The organism is Bacteroides sp. HF-4919, from assembly GCF_018860125.1.
This window is the reverse complement of sequence record NZ_JAHKNF010000014.1, coordinates 69,069-84,181: the sequence shown is the minus strand read 5'-3', so window position 1 is coordinate 84,181 and position 15,113 is coordinate 69,069. Positions and strand designations below refer to the sequence as shown.

Here is a 15,113-nt window from a genome sequence, read left to right as displayed (position 1 = left end):
GCAAAAACGGCTGCACTTTCCCGTTTCGCTAAAAACCTACCGTAGTTCACTCCGAAGAGACTAAAGTAATGGGAAAGGCAGCCGCCAATATTTAAACGACATTTTACTGATACCAATAAAATGATGAATATGGGCATAAAAAAAGCCCATCTATTTATGAGCATTATCCGTTGCTCTTCGTTCGTGATACCTCACGATAGGTTTTTAGCTTTTGCAAAGATGGGAATAATATTTGAAAGTGCAAAAATATGATATAAATATTATCTTATCAGTCCGGCATTTATTCACTTTTCTCTTTCTTGGATGAACTTATTTACCAATTCAAAATCTAACTCAAGTCCAAGGGTTTCCAAGTATGGTTTATATTTTCTTTTCAATGTAGATTGCTGTGCTGAATTATTCCCATTGTAGCAGAATGCTGCGATAAATTCAGGTTCTTTACTAATCGCCTTATACAATATTTTTTTTGCCTTGTCCGTTTCTCCCAAGGATATATACATGGCAAACATACCAGGTAAATTGTCATTGGTAACAATCTCTTTTTTGATTCTGGAAACATTTCGACATAAAACGAAGAAAAAAATCAGTGTAATAATCTCAACTACAGCTGAAGCAATTGCTATATCTAAGCCCATAATTAAATAATTTAAAGTATTAAAATGATTTTAATTTGTTACGATAACAAAGATAAGCTTTTTTTGCATATAAGCAACTGGGTATTATGAAATAGAAATAAATTCTATTTCATTGTTTGTTCTTAGTATTTCAATAGCGTTTTGCAGTAAGTTTATAATGATAGATTTCACTTGAACAGGATATATACCAACAAGCCTTAAGATATGGACTATTTAAAGATACCTATTATGAGTGTAAAGAACGTATAAATTTATTAGTTACGTTAAAATTTTTTAGTTAGTTCATCTAATAAAGTATGGTCTATCTTAGGACATATATTTAGTAATATCTCTTTGTTGATAAAAGAAATGTCAGGTTCTATTATTCTTGCTTTTTTAATCAACTCAGAATCATAGTTTAGTAATTTAGAACAAAATTCATAAGGCTTTTGATACTGAAGATTATCAATATTGTAATAAATTTTACGTTTACGTGTATAATACATAGAAAAATAGGTAGCCAGTCCTTCTTCTAAAATAGTAGTCTTTTTCTTTGGATTGGGACATAAGCAATGTATCGCTTCATGAGCTACCTGAAATATTGCCCTTTCCATATTGTTGCTGCAATCTTCGGTGACCTGTATTATGACATGATTACAATCGTTTGGATACCATATTTGTGGTTGTTTTATATTAGCTAACTCAATACCAAGTATTGTATATCTTTTATCTCGTTCACCAAATAGGGCTTCAGCTTCGTTAAGCATATCGCCTAAACGAGAAACAATTGTCCATGTATATCCATCATTTGATGGTAAAGGACCACAAGAGAAAATATTATTATCTATCATATGAAAAGAGATTCATATTTATAATTAATTTAGTTTCTGCTAAATTACAAAATAATTTAAAGGCGGCAAAAGAAAATAATAATTTTGTATATTAGCATGAAAATGAAAGAATATGAATCAGGAACAGGAAATAAAAGATATACAACGACGTTTAAAATCACTTGAGATAAGGTGGTGGCTGTTAATTATTTCTATATTACTGATTAGCATAGGATTGATACTAATGCGATTAAAGTACCTATAATGCCGGCAATGGCTCCTGCTATCTCTAATTTTTCTTTTGTAGTGTATCTTTTTAAATGGCCTTTAGTAGTATAAAATTTCTCTCCTTTATCTGTCATTTGTATCCAATATTGATCATTTCCTAAATAACAGATATAACCTGCTTGATTTAGGATAGGGATTATTTGTTCTATTTCGATCTCTGAATACCCCAGACTTTGGAGGTGATAGTAATAATCATCGGTGAAAGTACTAACAGATTTTTTTGATTTTAAGTAGGATAGTAAAGATTGAGTTATCTCTTTTTGCGATATGGTCATATTATAAATAATCAATTCCTTATGTCGTGTGCCAACCGGAACCACCCGGCCATCCGGTTTTACGGATGCACGACATAAGGAATTGACAGCTTTTGGTTTATTTTGGCAGGGGCTAAAGTACAAAATAATCTGAAATATGAAAGAGAAATCTATGGAATACATACCATGTTTATGGTATTTTTAATGTGAATCTTAAAAAAAATAATGAAATATGTTCTTTTTTTATGGGAAAGCAATAGTTTTGCGAAACAGTGATTTTTTATTTTATTTTTTAATTAAACCTTTTAGATTATGAAAAAGAATTTATTACTCGTTTCGCTTTGGGGAATCTTATCCTGTTTTATGTTATCATCTTGCAATAATGAGAATGAAGAAAGTATGAGTTTACCTGATTCTCAAGCGTACATCACAAAGATGAATGTCACAAATGCAGCAAATACACGCAGTACTTATAATTGTAATGAGGTACAGAATGTAAGTTTTGAGGATTTTATATCTGGAAAATCCTATGACTTTAATTTTCTGGTCTATTCTGACAATACGTATGGAATAGATATCGACAAAGACGGAACCGTTGATGTGACGGTAACTGTGAAAGGTAATGAAATTACCGCTACTTCGAAAAATAACGAGTCTGAGACGGTGGTTGTTGGGCAAGAAGACAGCGAACGCTACACAACGTATACGTTAAACGCTCCACAAACCAGAGTTACATATAGGCATATATCATGGTTTTCATGTGTGAAACGCCTGACTCTTAATGAAGACGTAGCAATGGGATCAGGTCTTGCAAGTATGTTCCGTAAGTATGCGTTTGGTTATGTCGCTGGAGCTGCTGCCGTTATATGCTTGAACGATAGCAACAGATGGGACGTTAGTTAAGGTCTAAGAAGGAATTTGATATGACGAAAGATAGAAAAATATTAATTCTCAAAATATGCTTAATACCAATCGTCTACTTTGTAATCAGGGGGTTGTTCAAATTAGGCATTGTGCAGAAATACGATGATTTCTTTTTGTTATTGTGTGTAGCTTTGCCGTTCATCTACGACATATGGGCTAAACGGAAAAAATATTTTAAATAATATGTAAGAGAGTAGGGGTATCAATGCTGATACCCCTACTTGTTTATTAAAAGCCGGCTACTTCATAATACTTGAAAAAGTAGTATAGACAGTTTTTTTCAGTCTGCTTTTGAAATTACAGTATAAGTTAAACTTTCTTTAGCATAATGACTGTTTTTATTATTGCATCTTAGTCGTAAATGTATTTTCCTGAGGCTATTTGGGTGCAAATTATAGTAAACTCCCGTAAATCGCGGATTAATCTACCATTTATTCTCACTTCTATACAATCTTTGTTTGCTGGTACTCTGAAAGTACGGAATAGTATATCTATAGTTTTCCTTAATGGACCATTTATATTAAAGTCTTTATCTGTAATAGTACAAGGAATGGTCATAGTTGCGTTTAATGGTACGTATTGTACAAAACCATCATCATCTGTTACAACACCACGTATGACTCTATATTGAGAAGCCTGTGCAAGCATCTTGGCTAAACGCTGTCTTTTTTGAGCATCAGTTTTTTCAGGTGCAAGTCTTGAGCCTATCTGTATTTTAAGAGATAGTTCTATACCGTTTTTGTTCCCTACATATATATCAGAGGACCTCGTGGCACTTTTAACAATACTATTACTTTCATCATCACATAGGGTGATAATACTGTCAGCACTTAGTGTGATATTACCAACTTCAATTTGGCCAGTTCTGAGTTCGACTCTCGATTTAGTAGGCTGTGGGAAATCAGGGAGTTCATTTTCTACTATTTCTTCTTGGTTACAAGAATATAAAATAGCACAAAATAGAAGCATAATGCTCCATAAACATTTCTTTTTCATAATAAGTCTAATTTAGAGTTTTACAATTAGGGTAATTAAATCACTCATTCTTTTGTGTAGCAAAAATATGAAATTAGACTATAACTATGTTGTTTATTAAGAGGGAATTAACTTGATAGATAGGAAAATACCTATTTGTTGGTATTGATGTTCTATGATAAGAAAATGATTGCAAAACTATTTTGATTGATATCGGCAGAGAGAGGGAGCATTTCTAAATTCTTCATAATGCATCAATTTACGTTTTGATAATCGGTATTGGAAATAAAAAAAGAGAGGGAGTATCGGCTTCCCTCTCTCGGTTGTGTTAATGTCATTTGATGTTTAATATGGTTTCCGATAACTTATTTTTTATATCATTAAATGCACCTTCTAAAAATTAGCTACTTCATAATATTTGAAAAAGTAGTATAGAGCCACTTTGTGCCATTTGGTCAACTCCTTGTCTCCGGAAAGAATAGAAGAAACGGTACATTTGTCAATTCCGGTGTAGTTGCTCAAATGTTTATTCTTTAATCCAAGCCGTTCCATCCGTTTCTTGATCCAGTCGAGAGTGATGCCATCAATGTCTTTACGGTCGAAGTTTACGGCGGAAACAGTAAGTTTCCAGTCTTCCGGAATTTCATCTTTGAACATGTCCCGGACACGTTCTGTCAGTTCTTTCTTTGAAAGGAACTTATCATTAACTAAGTCCTTTTGCTCGGCACGGACAATCAGCCGGCCTTCTGAGTAGGACACAATCTCAATAGCGATATGGGCATATCGCTGATACTGCCTTGCGAACTCTTCAATACGCTTTTTACTCTCGGCAGAGAGAGGGAGGATTTCTAAATTCTTCATAATGCATCAATTTACGTTTTGATAATCGGTATTAAAAAAAATGTTATTCGTTGTAAAGGAGGGGCTTTCGCCCCTCCGGATCACAATTTGATGAGTCTCATATGAGAGATGTCGAAAATAGCGATCTGTTTATTTTCACGCCCGAATCGCTTGGCTTCTTCAAGGTTGGTGAAAATCCGGACGGAATCAAAATAGAACTCTTGGTTCTCTTCATTCAGCCATCCGCCGACCTTCTTTTCGTGCATCTCAGCATGGTTAAGAACTCTTTTCAGTCCTTCTTCTCCGAAACTGTCTTGAGTCTCGAGATAGGCGACTGAAATACCCTTTGTGACCTTTTTTAAGGTTGTGAGGTCAACCGTGAACCCATCGGGGTTCTGCTTTGCTATCGCGAGGATAGCTTCGAACAATTGTTCCATAATATAAAGAACTTATGCGGACGTCACCCGCGTTTGTTATGACAATGCAAATATACAATAAAGTTTGCTACTAACAAACTTTATTGGAAAATATTTATTTGTTCTGCATATTTTCATTCAGCTCTTGTTGTTTTCTCAGAGATTCATCCATCGTATACAGGGCATCGATCAGGAACCCTTTTTTTATTTCGGGCTTTTTGGTCATGTCTGACTGTGCGAGGGAGTCTAAAAGACGCATTTGCGAATCAAAGACGCGACCATTACTCTTTCCGTTTCCGGAAAAGATACGGGGAAAGCCATTGGCAAGATAGGCCAGGCTCCCTATAATGTACCAGTACATAATCATTTTCACTCTGTGGGGAAGATGGCTGAGAATGGAAGCATCTTTCTCCAGACGATTGATATTGAATGTTTTGCTTGTGTACCATAAACAGGCCAGAGCATGGTTAATTTGTTCCGGGTCCTGATTCATGGCGTCAAGATAGTGTTGCAGGTGCATGAACTGTTCGAAGCGAATATCGAGCAGGCCATCTTCCGGACCACGGAATTTACGGAACCGGCAAAAGAATGCCCGATAGGGATTGACAGTGAGTTCCGGGTGTACATGGTATTTCATTTCGGTATCCTTTTCGCATATCAACAGGAAGTCGAAGAGTTCGGCCAGCCGATTGACTTCTTCAGGAAGAAGCAAATATTTCTTCTTGAGTGTCCGGAAAGGGATTTTATTGCCGGGAGTCCCAATGCTGATCTTTACTTGATGGCGATAGATATCCCGATACCGGCAAACATGTGCATTGAGACAATATAGCATCATGTGTACCTTCAGTTCTTCGATGGGAATATCGCTTTGTGTAAGATTAACCAGGTAGCTCAGTTGCTTTTCGGTGAGTTCATCCCAGCTTTCCGGAACTCGGTAACAATCATCATTTATCTGAATGGTGTGCATATTGTTATGATATAGAGGTGAATATTCGCTTTTCTTTGGAGTTAAAGTTTATAGCGGTAACGGTTGGTGTGATTCCTAACTCCTCAGCATTTTCGGAAATGAAGTTTTGTATCTTTCCGGCGTAGTAAGTCGCTTGATCGGCGAAGAAATTACCGGTTGCTGCCTGATCCTGGTAGATGGGCCGGATAATGGGAGTAAACTCCGGTGTGTCGTTGATGGTACGCTGTTCACGTGAGGTCTGTGATGTATAGAGTTCAGCGGTTTTGTTAGCGAGGTAACGGAGTATGTGCCCCAGCAGTACCTTTTCTTTAGGTGTCAGTTCTTTCCCTGCGGTATGGGCATCAAGCAGACGTTGGTATAGGTCTTCTTTGAGCATTTCACGCACATTGCGTTCTTGTAACTGCCGGACAGTAGGTAGCATCATGCGGAACGATACGGTAGAATACTCGATATTGACTAAACCGGTATCTTGAAATTCTCTGGCATCACGTATGAAGCATGGAGAAGAATCCGTGACTTGTTTGCAGTGCTCGGCGTATTCGGGGTAAGTTTCCGGATGATCGGTCAGAAAAGTGAGCAGCCGATCAAGGGCCTGCATGCCACGAAAGTAGAAGCTTTCTTTAGCGGCGGCAATTTTTGCTTCATTGGCCGGTGAGTAGGTACCTTGCTTGTTTTCGACCGTAATTCCACTGTCTCCGATACGTATGCCAAGTTCCGGAGTGGCAAGCATTAGGGTGAGAGGCCCCAGGGTGCGGAGAATTTTATCATTCAGCCTTTTATCAGTTCCGGTCAGTGCCTTTTCTACGGTTTTAATACCGATGTATGGCGTCAGATAGATATCCATAGCATCATCAATATACGGATTGATGGCTTCGTCAGGCAGTGTAGCATTGATTTTGACTACTTTCTTGAGTGTGTCGATGTCAGGGATGATAGCATTCATTTTTCTTCTGTTTCTGAGGTTAAACCTGTATTTTTAGTAGCTCCTGTCCCTTTGTCAAGTGTGGTAAGCTGACAGTTGGTGACGGAAAAGTAGATATCTTTCGGCCATCCGTTTACGGCTTTGGCAAAATAAAGGGGAGTGAGCGTGGCTTCCTGAAACATTTTCATTAAGGCTTGTTCGATGATGAACAGCTCACGGGCTTCAGTACCGTTAATACTCTTACCTTTGCCGGGAGCGGCACCAATGATGGAGGGATGTACATTCATGCCGTAGCAGATGGTGTTGCTTACTTCCTCGCTGTCTTCAATGTATTCGCCACCCTTGAAGAAGGAATCTAAAGTATTTATGATGATATCCTTATCCTCAAATCCTTTTACTCGGTCATAACGAAAATGGGACACGAAGCCTTTACCTGCATTCTCTTCTCCGGCAAGAAAGTCATTCATGTCCTGAAGGAAGGTCTGTCGCCGTACAGCCTGGTCTGCTTCGTTCGTAATCTTTTCATCCGCGTATAATTTTCCCCAGAAATCCTCTTTGATGTAGACGATATAGCGCAATGCCATTTGATTCTTGATCAAAGCCTTCTTAAAGATAGGAATGGCATTCCTAAAGTCGTACCATCCGGAAACGAATACACTCCACCAATATGGTTTACTGTAATAGAATCGTCCGGGAGTCGCTATGCGAATGTTATGGATGAAGCGGCGGTCTTTGACGATCTCTTTTGTTCCCTTTTCATTGGGAAGCAAACCCATTCGTGTCTTTAAATCCCGCAAAGGTGCCTGGCGGTCCAGTAGTGGTGTCGCAATTACATCATCCGGCATACCTTCATGCCATTTGGCTGAGTAACCATGATATTCACTCTTGCCGGTCCTCTCATCGATTACGCTAATACGTGAACAGGTTGCTTCCTTTGCCTTTACTTGTACCAGTCTGGGCTGAGTGTCCTGATTAAAAATATATTCGACGTATGCATCGTAGAAGATCACTAAATCATTCGCTATCTCCATCCGGATAAATGGTATGTCGTTGTTTTCTATAAAATCGAATATATCCGGGTATTCTTCGGGCAAGACTTCTTCTTTGATGATTTTTCGGGTTTCCTTATCCCGGTATTTACGATATACGAGAACACTATCTCCATATACTACCTTATTTTTAAATTCCACATTGCTGCCGACAGTTACATTTGCCCCGATCTTCTTCATAATGTCATACATCATGTTATTGTTCCGCCCTCTGGGAACAAACTTAATTGGAGCCGCTTTCCCTTTGGGAACTACTTCAACGGTAGAGGTCTCCCGGTCAGTTGTGATATCGCTATTATCACTGAACTTTATGATTCCTTTTCCGCCTTTGGTGACTGCATAAGTTTCATATCCTTTTTGAAATAATTGGGGCTCAGGTTGTTTCTTCTTCATTAGAAATAAACTTTGATGTTATTAAATCGTGTAATCAGACATCTCCGGATTTTCCTGGGAGCATACTCACCTATTTGAAGTATGTTGACAGTGCTTCCGCTACTATGAAATGAACTAAGTACCGCACGCTCGTAGGTAATGAGTTCACCGGTACTTTTTTTGCAGAATTCAATGGAGAACTCAATGGGTTTACCCTCTTTCCGTTGCTCCATAAGTTCCCAGACTTTACTTTGATGTATTCTGTCGCTTGGCATAATACGATAGTGCTATGATGATAAAAAGCAAAGGTATCCCGATACTGAGGCCGTTTCTTATGCCATCATCCGTACCGGTTGCTACTTTGCTATCTTTCCTGGTCTCTGTCCCGGATTCTCTTTGTATGGTTTGACCGGATACCTCTCTCTTTGAAGAGCTGTTCGAAGAGTGTACAGTGTCATTACTTTCCTGCGCGGTTTTACTCTGTTTTTCGCTCCCTTCAATCTCGATACCCGATAGCGGGGGTAGGCCGGTTGTGGGATCGGGTGTTTGTGTCGTGTCAAAATGGTACGTGATCTTCCAGGATGAACCGTGTTCGTCTTTAGTGGTTTTGACTTGTGAGGCAATGGTCCCGGTACCGGTATTGAGTTCATTGTAATTATGCTGAAAAGTTCCATTCTCTTTGAATTGATTAGAATGTAGAGAAGAAGAACGACAAGCACACAGCAGTATACCAACTGAAATGCAAGCAAAATAAATGATAAGGTGTACATGATGTTTCATTGTTTACGGTTTTGGCAAATTAAATCGGTACATTTCATGGTTTTTAGCTCTGTTATCAAACGATTGTTTTCGTTGATTTTCAAATCCATAGTCTCAATACGTTTGGATAATGTTTCAACTTTATTTTCCCAGCGTGCCTCACTATCTTCTTTATCCTGTTTGAGTGAGTTGATGTAACTTCTTTGATCGGTGATCATTTCCTGGTAGACATCCTGCATCGCTTTCATTGCATCAGCTTCTGCACGTTTCTTGGTGTATTTGATAGTGACAAATGCTGTGGCGGTTCCGACTAAACCGCCGCCGAAAAGAAAGACCATGATATAATTTAGAATCTCATTCATCGCTTTTTTATTGCAAATGTATTGTGTACAAGCGCTTACGTAAAGGACAGAAAAACGGCACAATGTGCCGGAGCGGTATCGCATGTGCGATGATTTTTGAGGAGGGGGCAGCATATAAGAGAGAAAAAAAAGTTTGAGGCGAAACTTTTTCCGAGGGCGGTGCGTGGAGGATCGACGTGTAAAGGGGAAAATTTTCCCCTTTAAAACACTCTTTTCTTTGTGAATCAGTGATTTGTCTTTTTTACCGTGGGAATTGGCTGAGAATGGAAAAGGCATAGAGGTCGTTTAAGATTCTATGCCTTGAAAAAGGTCGATGAAATACTATTCCGGTAATAATAGTCTTATTAATTCTTGAAGTTGTGCGGCTGCACGTTGCTTCTCTATTGGTGATGCGCCTTCAGCTAACAGTATATCAACGAGGGCTAATGCTTTTTCTTTATTCATTGTTTTTCACTTTTGGGTTAATTATTATAGTTGATTTATGGCATACTCAAAGTTGTATCCATAGAGTTCAGTGATAAATCCACAAGAGAATAGCCAAACGTAGGATTGATCTTGATACCCTGCATTAAAGTCAAAACTGTTAAATGTGGTTTCGGGATGAATACCACTTATTACTTTGGTTATTTTCGTGATCACTGTTAGGAGATGCTGAACGTGTCGGTCATAAGCCGGTTCGTCCGGATTGATGACTTGAATTTTGTAGTCGGGATCAAACATAGTTGAATCACAACTCAAATAAAAAGAGTGTTCTAATCCATTCTCGATATATGCTGCGTATAGCCCAAAGCGTCCTTGTTGAGAAATTCGGTGCTTGAGGGTAATTCCGGATGTAGGATGCTTAATATGACTATCACATGTGTAGACGAGAATGTTACGGAAATGATCCAAGCTTTGAGTTACATTGTCAATATGAGCTTTCAGTAAGGCTGCCGGTACTTTCATTTCTGCCCTCCTTCCTTAACCATTTCAATCTGATTAATAAGATTACGTATAGCGATTAATCTATCATAGGAGATTTCGCAGAGCTGCTCACCATCGGCAAAAACGTTATAATAGATATTGGGCGTGCCTTTTCCTTCATGATGTACAGTGCATTTTTCGATCCAGGCTTCTTCCTTTATTCGTCCCATTTCATACCTCCTTTCTTAGCTTTGATAACACAATAAATGGCTGCAAGAATGCAGGGAGGAAAGATGAGCGTAGCACAAAGGCAAGCAATGGCACTGACATAGTAAGCGTCAGAGGAGGTTTTAACTTTGCAATCGGATGGGATAAAATCATCAATTGCGGAGTTGGACTGATGGGGGATTGTGGTTGGTTCCGGTGTGCGGAACTGAGGCACGAAAAGGGTGCCGGTAGATTTCTTTTTCATACGAATCATTGTTTTAGCATTTTAGGCAATTAAAAACGGCTGCCATTTCCCCGTTCGCTAAAACAATGATTCGTAATCCCGAAGGCTTAAGAATTAGGGAAAGGCAACCGCCTATATCATGTAAACCATTCTGATAAGATCAACAAAATGGTGAAATGTCTGAGCATAAAAGAAGCCCACCAAACTTAATGAGCAATTAACCGAAGCTCACCGGGATAAATATTATCATTGTTTTAGCTTCTGCAAAGATGGGGATAATATTTCGTTGTACCAAATGATTCGTACAAATTCTTTGCTATAATAGGATTAAAGTTATCTGCCTTTAAACTTTAATGGCTAAAACATGGGGGTGTTTTGTGGTGAAACATCCGGGTGTTGTGTATGGAAACATGGGGATGTTATTCAATAAAACATCCCCATGTTTTCGGCAATGACAATTAGAGAGATTGATTAAGTATTGCTTCCCCTGTAAGTTGAGTAATTAGAATCAGCCATAGTAAAAGGTAGGCATGCAACAGGTGTAAAGTAGAGGTTATGCATAAAAAAGGCTTCCAACCCGTGGAAGCCTTTTAACTTGTCAAAGTGATAGCCTCATGTCAATGAAGCTGAAGTATCTAAAAATCTGTTTCCAATACTTTTCAACGCCATAGATAAGATTTTTATCTCATCTTCTGTAAATGGAATTGTTCCATTTATCTTTTTATACAACCAAGTCCTATCTTTGCCGAAATATTCTTTGGCAATATACGATAAAGAAACAACATTCTCTATATCTTCGAGTTCCTTTTTAAAATTCTTATTTATTTTTTGCGATTTCAGAGTCCTTCTTTCTGCCATCACTTCACGAAGGTATTGTCCTGCCAACTTGCGTTGCTCCACAGGGACAGATTTCATTAATGTAGCGAACTTCTTATCATGCTCTTGGCGCTCCGCTTCTGTCTTGAGAGTACAGAATTCTTCAAAACATGCTCTAATTCTTTCTTTTAACTCTTCCATGGCTCTTTATATTAGTGTTATGATGATGATTTGAAGTAGCCCCGAAGGGCTACCCAAATCATTCATCTGTCAAAGCGTCAACTATCCCTTTACAGTCTTCGTTGATTAACTTATCCAGATCCTCCCGCGTGTACCACTCTTCTTCCAAGAATTCGTCTTCATGCCGGAGGAGGAATCGTAAATCTTCAAGATACTCTTCCCGACCATTTAGGTCTTCTTCAATTATTGGCATTGCCATCACTTTTGACACTGCAAAGATAATCATCATTTGATGAATTACAAACTATTATCTATGTTTTTTCATCAAATGATGATTTTTTATTTCCGATTGAGGAAGAATATTCCTCCGGTGCCGGTTCCCGGACGTGTGAAGTAGAAATTCATGCCGAGCCATAATGTGTCGAAGGCATCCGTAACATGGGTTTTGTATTGATCCGGATTGTCCGGAGTATCGTCAGTACCTTCCGGAGCTTTGTCCTTCTCAAAACCGTTTTTACCCTGCTTAATACCGGTTTGCTCCATGGCGATCTTGAGGAACTCGTTTTGATAGAGATTGAAACGAATCCACAGGAATTGCGGATCACCTTTCAATGCGAGATCGATATTGAGGTGTTTCCATTCATGTTTGGGTGCCTGTCCGACATATACCATTGCAGGAGTGTACCGGTTCTCTTTGAATACACGTTCAATGATATCCGCATAGGTTTCTGTTGTGGAGCCCGACTCCCAGGTAAAGGTATGATCATAGTAGACGACTACATCGTGATTGAGCTTGGGACGGTAATAGTCAGCTATCTGTTGTGCCAGGTCTCCGAGTTTGGATGGGGTTTTGACATAGAACGATTTGATGATTTTCATCGTATTCCCGTCCAGTTGTGCCACTACCGCTGTCGAGATTGACGCATTGGAATCGAATGCAATATGCAGTTCTTTGTCAAAATCAAGGTCACCATCTCCCAGGCAGCCGCAGGAACTCAGTTGCTTCCAATTACTTCCAAGATTCTTCAGCCTTCCGTTATCAGCCGGCTGATAGAAATGTATGCGGTCGTCCAGGGCACTATAAAAGCCATTGGGAACTTTCATCAGCCGTTCGTTCAGGAAGGCGGTACGCCATACCAACGGGGGAGAATCACGCTGCATCTGCCAAATGAAGTCTTCTCCCAGGACCTCAAGGTTATCAAAGACATCATATTCACCATAAAATACAGTGTATTCCCGTTTTTTCTTATCATTGGGTTTGAGTGCAGGCTGAAACTTCCGGGCTATGTCAAGATCACGTTGAAGTTCCCGGATCATCCGCATGGTGTGTTCGGTCAGCGGTTTACGTTTGTAATCCTGAAGTTCTTTATACAGGTTGCGAATGAGTTGGATATGTGGGGGCTGCATCTCTTCCTGTTTGTCGAGAATCCAACGTCCCATGGATGATCCGGGCATGTCCGTTGAGTAACATACGCTGTGATGGTGAGGACAGTGCCCGAAATATTGCCGGTTTCCCCGGTTGGCCGGATTGACCTCGTTCTTTATCTTGTCATAGGAAAGGAACTTTGCCTCCGGCCCTATCACCCAGTCAAGCGACATGGAGTTTGCGGACATCCCTTGATTAAAGGAAAGAATGACCATGACCGTGCCATTCCAGAAATGGAAAGCATTACTCCATCCGTCTCCGAGTACCGGACGGACAGGTTTGGCAAAGCCCATGGAAGGTGGTGCTTTATGGCCAACGACATAATGGATATTTTGAATGTATCCCCATTCGGCGAGTGCTTTACAGATAGCCGGAAGGGTATTCCCCCAGGCTTTAGCATAGCTGGGAGAGATCATTCCACCCAATGAACCGGGCATTTCCCAGACGTTTCTGAGAATGAAGCGGGCGTCGATACCTTCTGACTTACCGGTACCACGCGATGCAACGATGTATTCGTCATGTGCGGCAATAGCCATTGCCTGGCGTTGCATTTTGTTGAAGAACTTCCGTATCACATTGGCCTGTTTCATCCGGAGTTCGTATGCCGATGGTATGGGAGAGGCTTGGGCTGTCATTCTTCAATATCCTCCTCTTCAATGGTTTGAATATCTGTCGCCTGTTTGGTCAACATATCTTTGCATAAGTTGCGGAGTTCCTGGCGGCGTTGCTCCAGATTGTCTATCACTTCAATGCCCTCAAGTGTCGTCACATCGTCAGAAGGTTCAAAAGATGGGGGAATAAGCTGACTGAAGTCGAATGCGTCATCGTCTTTGTCGGAACGGGTGTATTTACCTATCTTGTCGAGAGCGGCGGCAGCTCCTTTGGCATCTCCGTTGTCGATAGCGAGTTGAAATGCCTTCTTTCCTCCTTCTACGATCATGTAGCGATACCAGGATTTGGCCGCTAACTGGATGTTACCGACCAGCCGGTTGATCATACCGATATCGCGATAGGCCTGTGATTGGGAAACAGGTTCCGCTTGCCCTCCACATCCGTGCATGAGAAAAGTAACGAGCTCCTGGTCTTCAATTAATGGGCTTTCCATTTTCTTACTAACACAAAGCATCATCCGATTCTTTATTTCCATCTCCTTTGGTGATAACCGGAGAGCGGATTCACCCCGATCTTTGAACAGGGAGCGTTCGATGCGGTCGTAGGTTGTGTCTTTTTTAGGCATGGCTGATCGGAATTAAGTGATCGGCCACGCCTTTAGACTTCAAATCACTACATGAAAGTAACGTTGCAATTATGGAATGTGAACTCCGGATGACGCGATAACCAAGATGCAAAATTGCGCCGACGTTTGCGTGCATGGCATTCCGCCACATAGCGGATACGTTCTTTTCGCTTCTCGGCCAGGAAGAGGATGAGAGCTTCGTAGCTGATAGCTCCGGCAGTCTCTTCACGCCCGGAGATGTTGAAACGTCCGGTAACGGTGTTTCCTGACCGGTTTGGAGTACGCAGGTAGCGGATGGTGCATCCGTGGAGGTCGATGCCGTAAGCGGCAAGGTCAGTGTAAGGATTGCCGGTGAGGACAATTGGTGAATTGTTGCCCGTTTCGTGGGTGGACGTTCCGAGGCTGTTAGTAGCAGCGTTGAAAATTTCAGAGTTGTTAAGCATAAACAAACTGTTTTTAAAATGAAAGTATCCGTGCCTTTCCCGCTGCTTAACAACTCATTTCTGATGTCTGTGGTTCTATTACAGT

At 40.2% G+C, this 15,113-nt stretch carries 22 protein-coding genes; 1 reads left to right on the top strand and 21 read right to left on the bottom strand.

Annotated elements, in window-relative coordinates; genetic code table 11:
- Nucleotides 1–284: 284 nt before the first annotated feature.
- The 3 genes from KO473_RS20105 to KO473_RS20095 all read right to left on the bottom strand — a co-directional run bounded on the left by KO473_RS20105 (nt 285) and on the right by KO473_RS20095 (nt 2,169).
- Nucleotides 285–635, bottom strand: a complete 351-nt coding sequence (locus KO473_RS20105) for a hypothetical protein (protein ID WP_010992950.1) — start codon at nt 633–635, stop codon at nt 285–287.
- A gap of 263 nt (nt 636–898) precedes the next feature.
- The gene (locus KO473_RS20100; protein WP_065849872.1) at nt 899–1,465 is read right to left on the bottom strand and encodes a hypothetical protein; all 567 of its coding nucleotides are present in this window, start codon (nt 1,463–1,465) and stop codon (nt 899–901) included.
- A 203-nt stretch (nt 1,466–1,668) separates the two neighbouring features.
- The gene (locus tag KO473_RS20095) at nt 1,669–2,169 is read right to left on the bottom strand and encodes a hypothetical protein (protein ID WP_122130613.1); all 501 of its coding nucleotides are present in this window, start codon (nt 2,167–2,169) and stop codon (nt 1,669–1,671) included.
- 129 nt (nt 2,170–2,298) lie between these two features.
- Here KO473_RS20095 and KO473_RS20090 point away from each other — a divergent pair, with 129 nt between their 5' ends.
- Nucleotides 2,299–2,889, top strand: a complete 591-nt coding sequence (locus KO473_RS20090) for a hypothetical protein (protein WP_010992953.1) — start codon at nt 2,299–2,301, stop codon at nt 2,887–2,889.
- 372 nt (nt 2,890–3,261) lie between these two features.
- Here the strand turns inward: KO473_RS20090 and KO473_RS20085 are convergent, their stop codons facing one another.
- From KO473_RS20085 to KO473_RS20005, 18 genes are all read right to left on the bottom strand, one after another.
- Entirely contained in the window at nt 3,262–3,906 is a 645-nt protein-coding gene (locus KO473_RS20085; RefSeq protein WP_042985890.1) for a hypothetical protein, read from the bottom strand.
- Nucleotides 3,907–4,278: 372 nt separating this feature from the next.
- Nucleotides 4,279–4,746: a hypothetical protein gene (locus KO473_RS20080; protein WP_005795452.1), complete on the bottom strand. Its 468-nt coding sequence runs from the start codon at nt 4,744–4,746 to the stop codon at nt 4,279–4,281.
- Nucleotides 4,747–4,826: 80 nt separating this feature from the next.
- Entirely contained in the window at nt 4,827–5,162 is a 336-nt protein-coding gene (locus KO473_RS20075) for a hypothetical protein (protein ID WP_032542659.1), read from the bottom strand.
- 94 nt (nt 5,163–5,256) lie between these two features.
- Entirely contained in the window at nt 5,257–6,108 is an 852-nt protein-coding gene (locus KO473_RS20070; protein WP_122130612.1) for a hypothetical protein, read from the bottom strand.
- A 4-nt stretch (nt 6,109–6,112) separates the two neighbouring features.
- Nucleotides 6,113–7,051 carry a DUF6712 family protein gene (locus KO473_RS20065; protein WP_216035144.1) on the bottom strand — a complete coding sequence of 313 codons (939 nt, stop codon included), beginning with the start codon at nt 7,049–7,051 and terminating at the stop codon, nt 6,113–6,115.
- Nucleotides 7,048–8,472: a hypothetical protein gene (locus KO473_RS20060; RefSeq protein WP_122130610.1), complete on the bottom strand. Its 1,425-nt coding sequence runs from the start codon at nt 8,470–8,472 to the stop codon at nt 7,048–7,050. Before KO473_RS20060 ends, KO473_RS20065 begins: the two co-directional genes overlap by 4 nt.
- Nucleotides 8,472–8,684: a hypothetical protein gene (locus KO473_RS20055; RefSeq protein ID WP_005795444.1), complete on the bottom strand. Its 213-nt coding sequence runs from the start codon at nt 8,682–8,684 to the stop codon at nt 8,472–8,474. Before KO473_RS20055 ends, KO473_RS20060 begins: the two co-directional genes overlap by 1 nt.
- A gap of 13 nt (nt 8,685–8,697) precedes the next feature.
- Nucleotides 8,698–9,231: a hypothetical protein gene (locus KO473_RS20050; protein WP_032535123.1), complete on the bottom strand. Its 534-nt coding sequence runs from the start codon at nt 9,229–9,231 to the stop codon at nt 8,698–8,700.
- Nucleotides 9,228–9,572, bottom strand: coding sequence for a hypothetical protein (locus tag KO473_RS20045; RefSeq protein WP_005795440.1), 345 nt, complete (start codon nt 9,570–9,572; stop codon nt 9,228–9,230). The genes KO473_RS20050 and KO473_RS20045 overlap by 4 nt, the downstream gene beginning before the upstream one ends.
- A 321-nt stretch (nt 9,573–9,893) precedes the next feature.
- Nucleotides 9,894–10,016 (bottom strand): hypothetical protein, encoded by a 123-nt coding sequence (locus tag KO473_RS23715; RefSeq protein ID WP_256444601.1) that lies wholly within the window; start codon nt 10,014–10,016, stop codon nt 9,894–9,896.
- 24 nt (nt 10,017–10,040) lie between these two features.
- Complete coding sequence (locus tag KO473_RS20040; protein WP_122130609.1) at nt 10,041–10,517, bottom strand: hypothetical protein; 477 nt, start codon at nt 10,515–10,517, stop codon at nt 10,041–10,043.
- Nucleotides 10,514–10,705: a hypothetical protein gene (locus KO473_RS20035; protein ID WP_122130608.1), complete on the bottom strand. Its 192-nt coding sequence runs from the start codon at nt 10,703–10,705 to the stop codon at nt 10,514–10,516. The genes KO473_RS20040 and KO473_RS20035 overlap by 4 nt, the downstream gene beginning before the upstream one ends.
- Complete coding sequence (locus KO473_RS20030; RefSeq protein WP_122130634.1) at nt 10,693–10,947, bottom strand: hypothetical protein; 255 nt, start codon at nt 10,945–10,947, stop codon at nt 10,693–10,695. Before KO473_RS20030 ends, KO473_RS20035 begins: the two co-directional genes overlap by 13 nt.
- Before the next feature lie 591 nt (nt 10,948–11,538).
- A complete protein-coding gene (locus KO473_RS20025; protein ID WP_122130607.1) occupies nt 11,539–11,943 on the bottom strand; it encodes a DUF5053 domain-containing protein in 405 nt (134 codons plus the stop codon).
- A 58-nt stretch (nt 11,944–12,001) separates the two neighbouring features.
- On the bottom strand, nt 12,002–12,175 hold the full coding sequence (locus KO473_RS20020; protein ID WP_216035143.1) for a hypothetical protein: 174 nt from the start codon (nt 12,173–12,175) through the stop codon (nt 12,002–12,004).
- A gap of 86 nt (nt 12,176–12,261) precedes the next feature.
- The gene (locus KO473_RS20015; protein WP_122130606.1) at nt 12,262–13,983 is read right to left on the bottom strand and encodes a hypothetical protein; all 1,722 of its coding nucleotides are present in this window, start codon (nt 13,981–13,983) and stop codon (nt 12,262–12,264) included.
- Entirely contained in the window at nt 13,980–14,585 is a 606-nt protein-coding gene (locus KO473_RS20010; protein WP_122130605.1) for a hypothetical protein, read from the bottom strand. The genes KO473_RS20015 and KO473_RS20010 overlap by 4 nt, the downstream gene beginning before the upstream one ends.
- A gap of 47 nt (nt 14,586–14,632) precedes the next feature.
- Complete coding sequence (locus KO473_RS20005; RefSeq protein ID WP_122130604.1) at nt 14,633–15,028, bottom strand: hypothetical protein; 396 nt, start codon at nt 15,026–15,028, stop codon at nt 14,633–14,635.
- Nucleotides 15,029–15,113: the final 85 nt, after the last annotated feature.

Excerpts from the sequence above, each read along its gene's own strand:
- KO473_RS20105 (WP_010992950.1), bottom strand. The coding sequence starts at position 635 with ATGGGCTTAGATATAGCAATTGCTTCAGCTGTAGTTGAGATTATTACA.
- KO473_RS20100 (WP_065849872.1), bottom strand. The coding sequence starts at position 1,465 with ATGATAGATAATAATATTTTCTCTTGTGGTCCTTTACCATCAAATGAT.
- KO473_RS20095 (WP_122130613.1), bottom strand. The coding sequence starts at position 2,169 with ATGTATTCCATAGATTTCTCTTTCATATTTCAGATTATTTTGTACTTT.
- KO473_RS20090 (WP_010992953.1), top strand. The coding sequence starts at position 2,299 with ATGAAAAAGAATTTATTACTCGTTTCGCTTTGGGGAATCTTATCCTGT.
- KO473_RS20085 (WP_042985890.1), bottom strand. The coding sequence starts at position 3,906 with ATGAAAAAGAAATGTTTATGGAGCATTATGCTTCTATTTTGTGCTATT.
- KO473_RS20080 (WP_005795452.1), bottom strand. The coding sequence starts at position 4,746 with ATGAAGAATTTAGAAATCCTCCCTCTCTCTGCCGAGAGTAAAAAGCGT.
- KO473_RS20075 (WP_032542659.1), bottom strand. The coding sequence starts at position 5,162 with ATGGAACAATTGTTCGAAGCTATCCTCGCGATAGCAAAGCAGAACCCC.
- KO473_RS20070 (WP_122130612.1), bottom strand. The coding sequence starts at position 6,108 with ATGCACACCATTCAGATAAATGATGATTGTTACCGAGTTCCGGAAAGC.
- KO473_RS20065 (WP_216035144.1), bottom strand. The coding sequence starts at position 7,051 with ATGAATGCTATCATCCCTGACATCGACACACTCAAGAAAGTAGTCAAA.
- KO473_RS20060 (WP_122130610.1), bottom strand. The coding sequence starts at position 8,472 with ATGAAGAAGAAACAACCTGAGCCCCAATTATTTCAAAAAGGATATGAA.
- KO473_RS20055 (WP_005795444.1), bottom strand. The coding sequence starts at position 8,684 with ATGGAGCAACGGAAAGAGGGTAAACCCATTGAGTTCTCCATTGAATTC.
- KO473_RS20050 (WP_032535123.1), bottom strand. The coding sequence starts at position 9,231 with ATGAAACATCATGTACACCTTATCATTTATTTTGCTTGCATTTCAGTT.
- KO473_RS20045 (WP_005795440.1), bottom strand. The coding sequence starts at position 9,572 with ATGAATGAGATTCTAAATTATATCATGGTCTTTCTTTTCGGCGGCGGT.
- KO473_RS23715 (WP_256444601.1), bottom strand. The coding sequence starts at position 10,016 with ATGAATAAAGAAAAAGCATTAGCCCTCGTTGATATACTGTTAGCTGAA.
- KO473_RS20040 (WP_122130609.1), bottom strand. The coding sequence starts at position 10,517 with ATGAAAGTACCGGCAGCCTTACTGAAAGCTCATATTGACAATGTAACT.
- KO473_RS20035 (WP_122130608.1), bottom strand. The coding sequence starts at position 10,705 with ATGGGACGAATAAAGGAAGAAGCCTGGATCGAAAAATGCACTGTACAT.
- KO473_RS20030 (WP_122130634.1), bottom strand. The coding sequence starts at position 10,947 with ATGAAAAAGAAATCTACCGGCACCCTTTTCGTGCCTCAGTTCCGCACA.
- KO473_RS20025 (WP_122130607.1), bottom strand. The coding sequence starts at position 11,943 with ATGGAAGAGTTAAAAGAAAGAATTAGAGCATGTTTTGAAGAATTCTGT.
- KO473_RS20020 (WP_216035143.1), bottom strand. The coding sequence starts at position 12,175 with ATGCCAATAATTGAAGAAGACCTAAATGGTCGGGAAGAGTATCTTGAA.
- KO473_RS20015 (WP_122130606.1), bottom strand. The coding sequence starts at position 13,983 with ATGACAGCCCAAGCCTCTCCCATACCATCGGCATACGAACTCCGGATG.
- KO473_RS20010 (WP_122130605.1), bottom strand. The coding sequence starts at position 14,585 with ATGCCTAAAAAAGACACAACCTACGACCGCATCGAACGCTCCCTGTTC.
- KO473_RS20005 (WP_122130604.1), bottom strand. The coding sequence starts at position 15,028 with ATGCTTAACAACTCTGAAATTTTCAACGCTGCTACTAACAGCCTCGGA.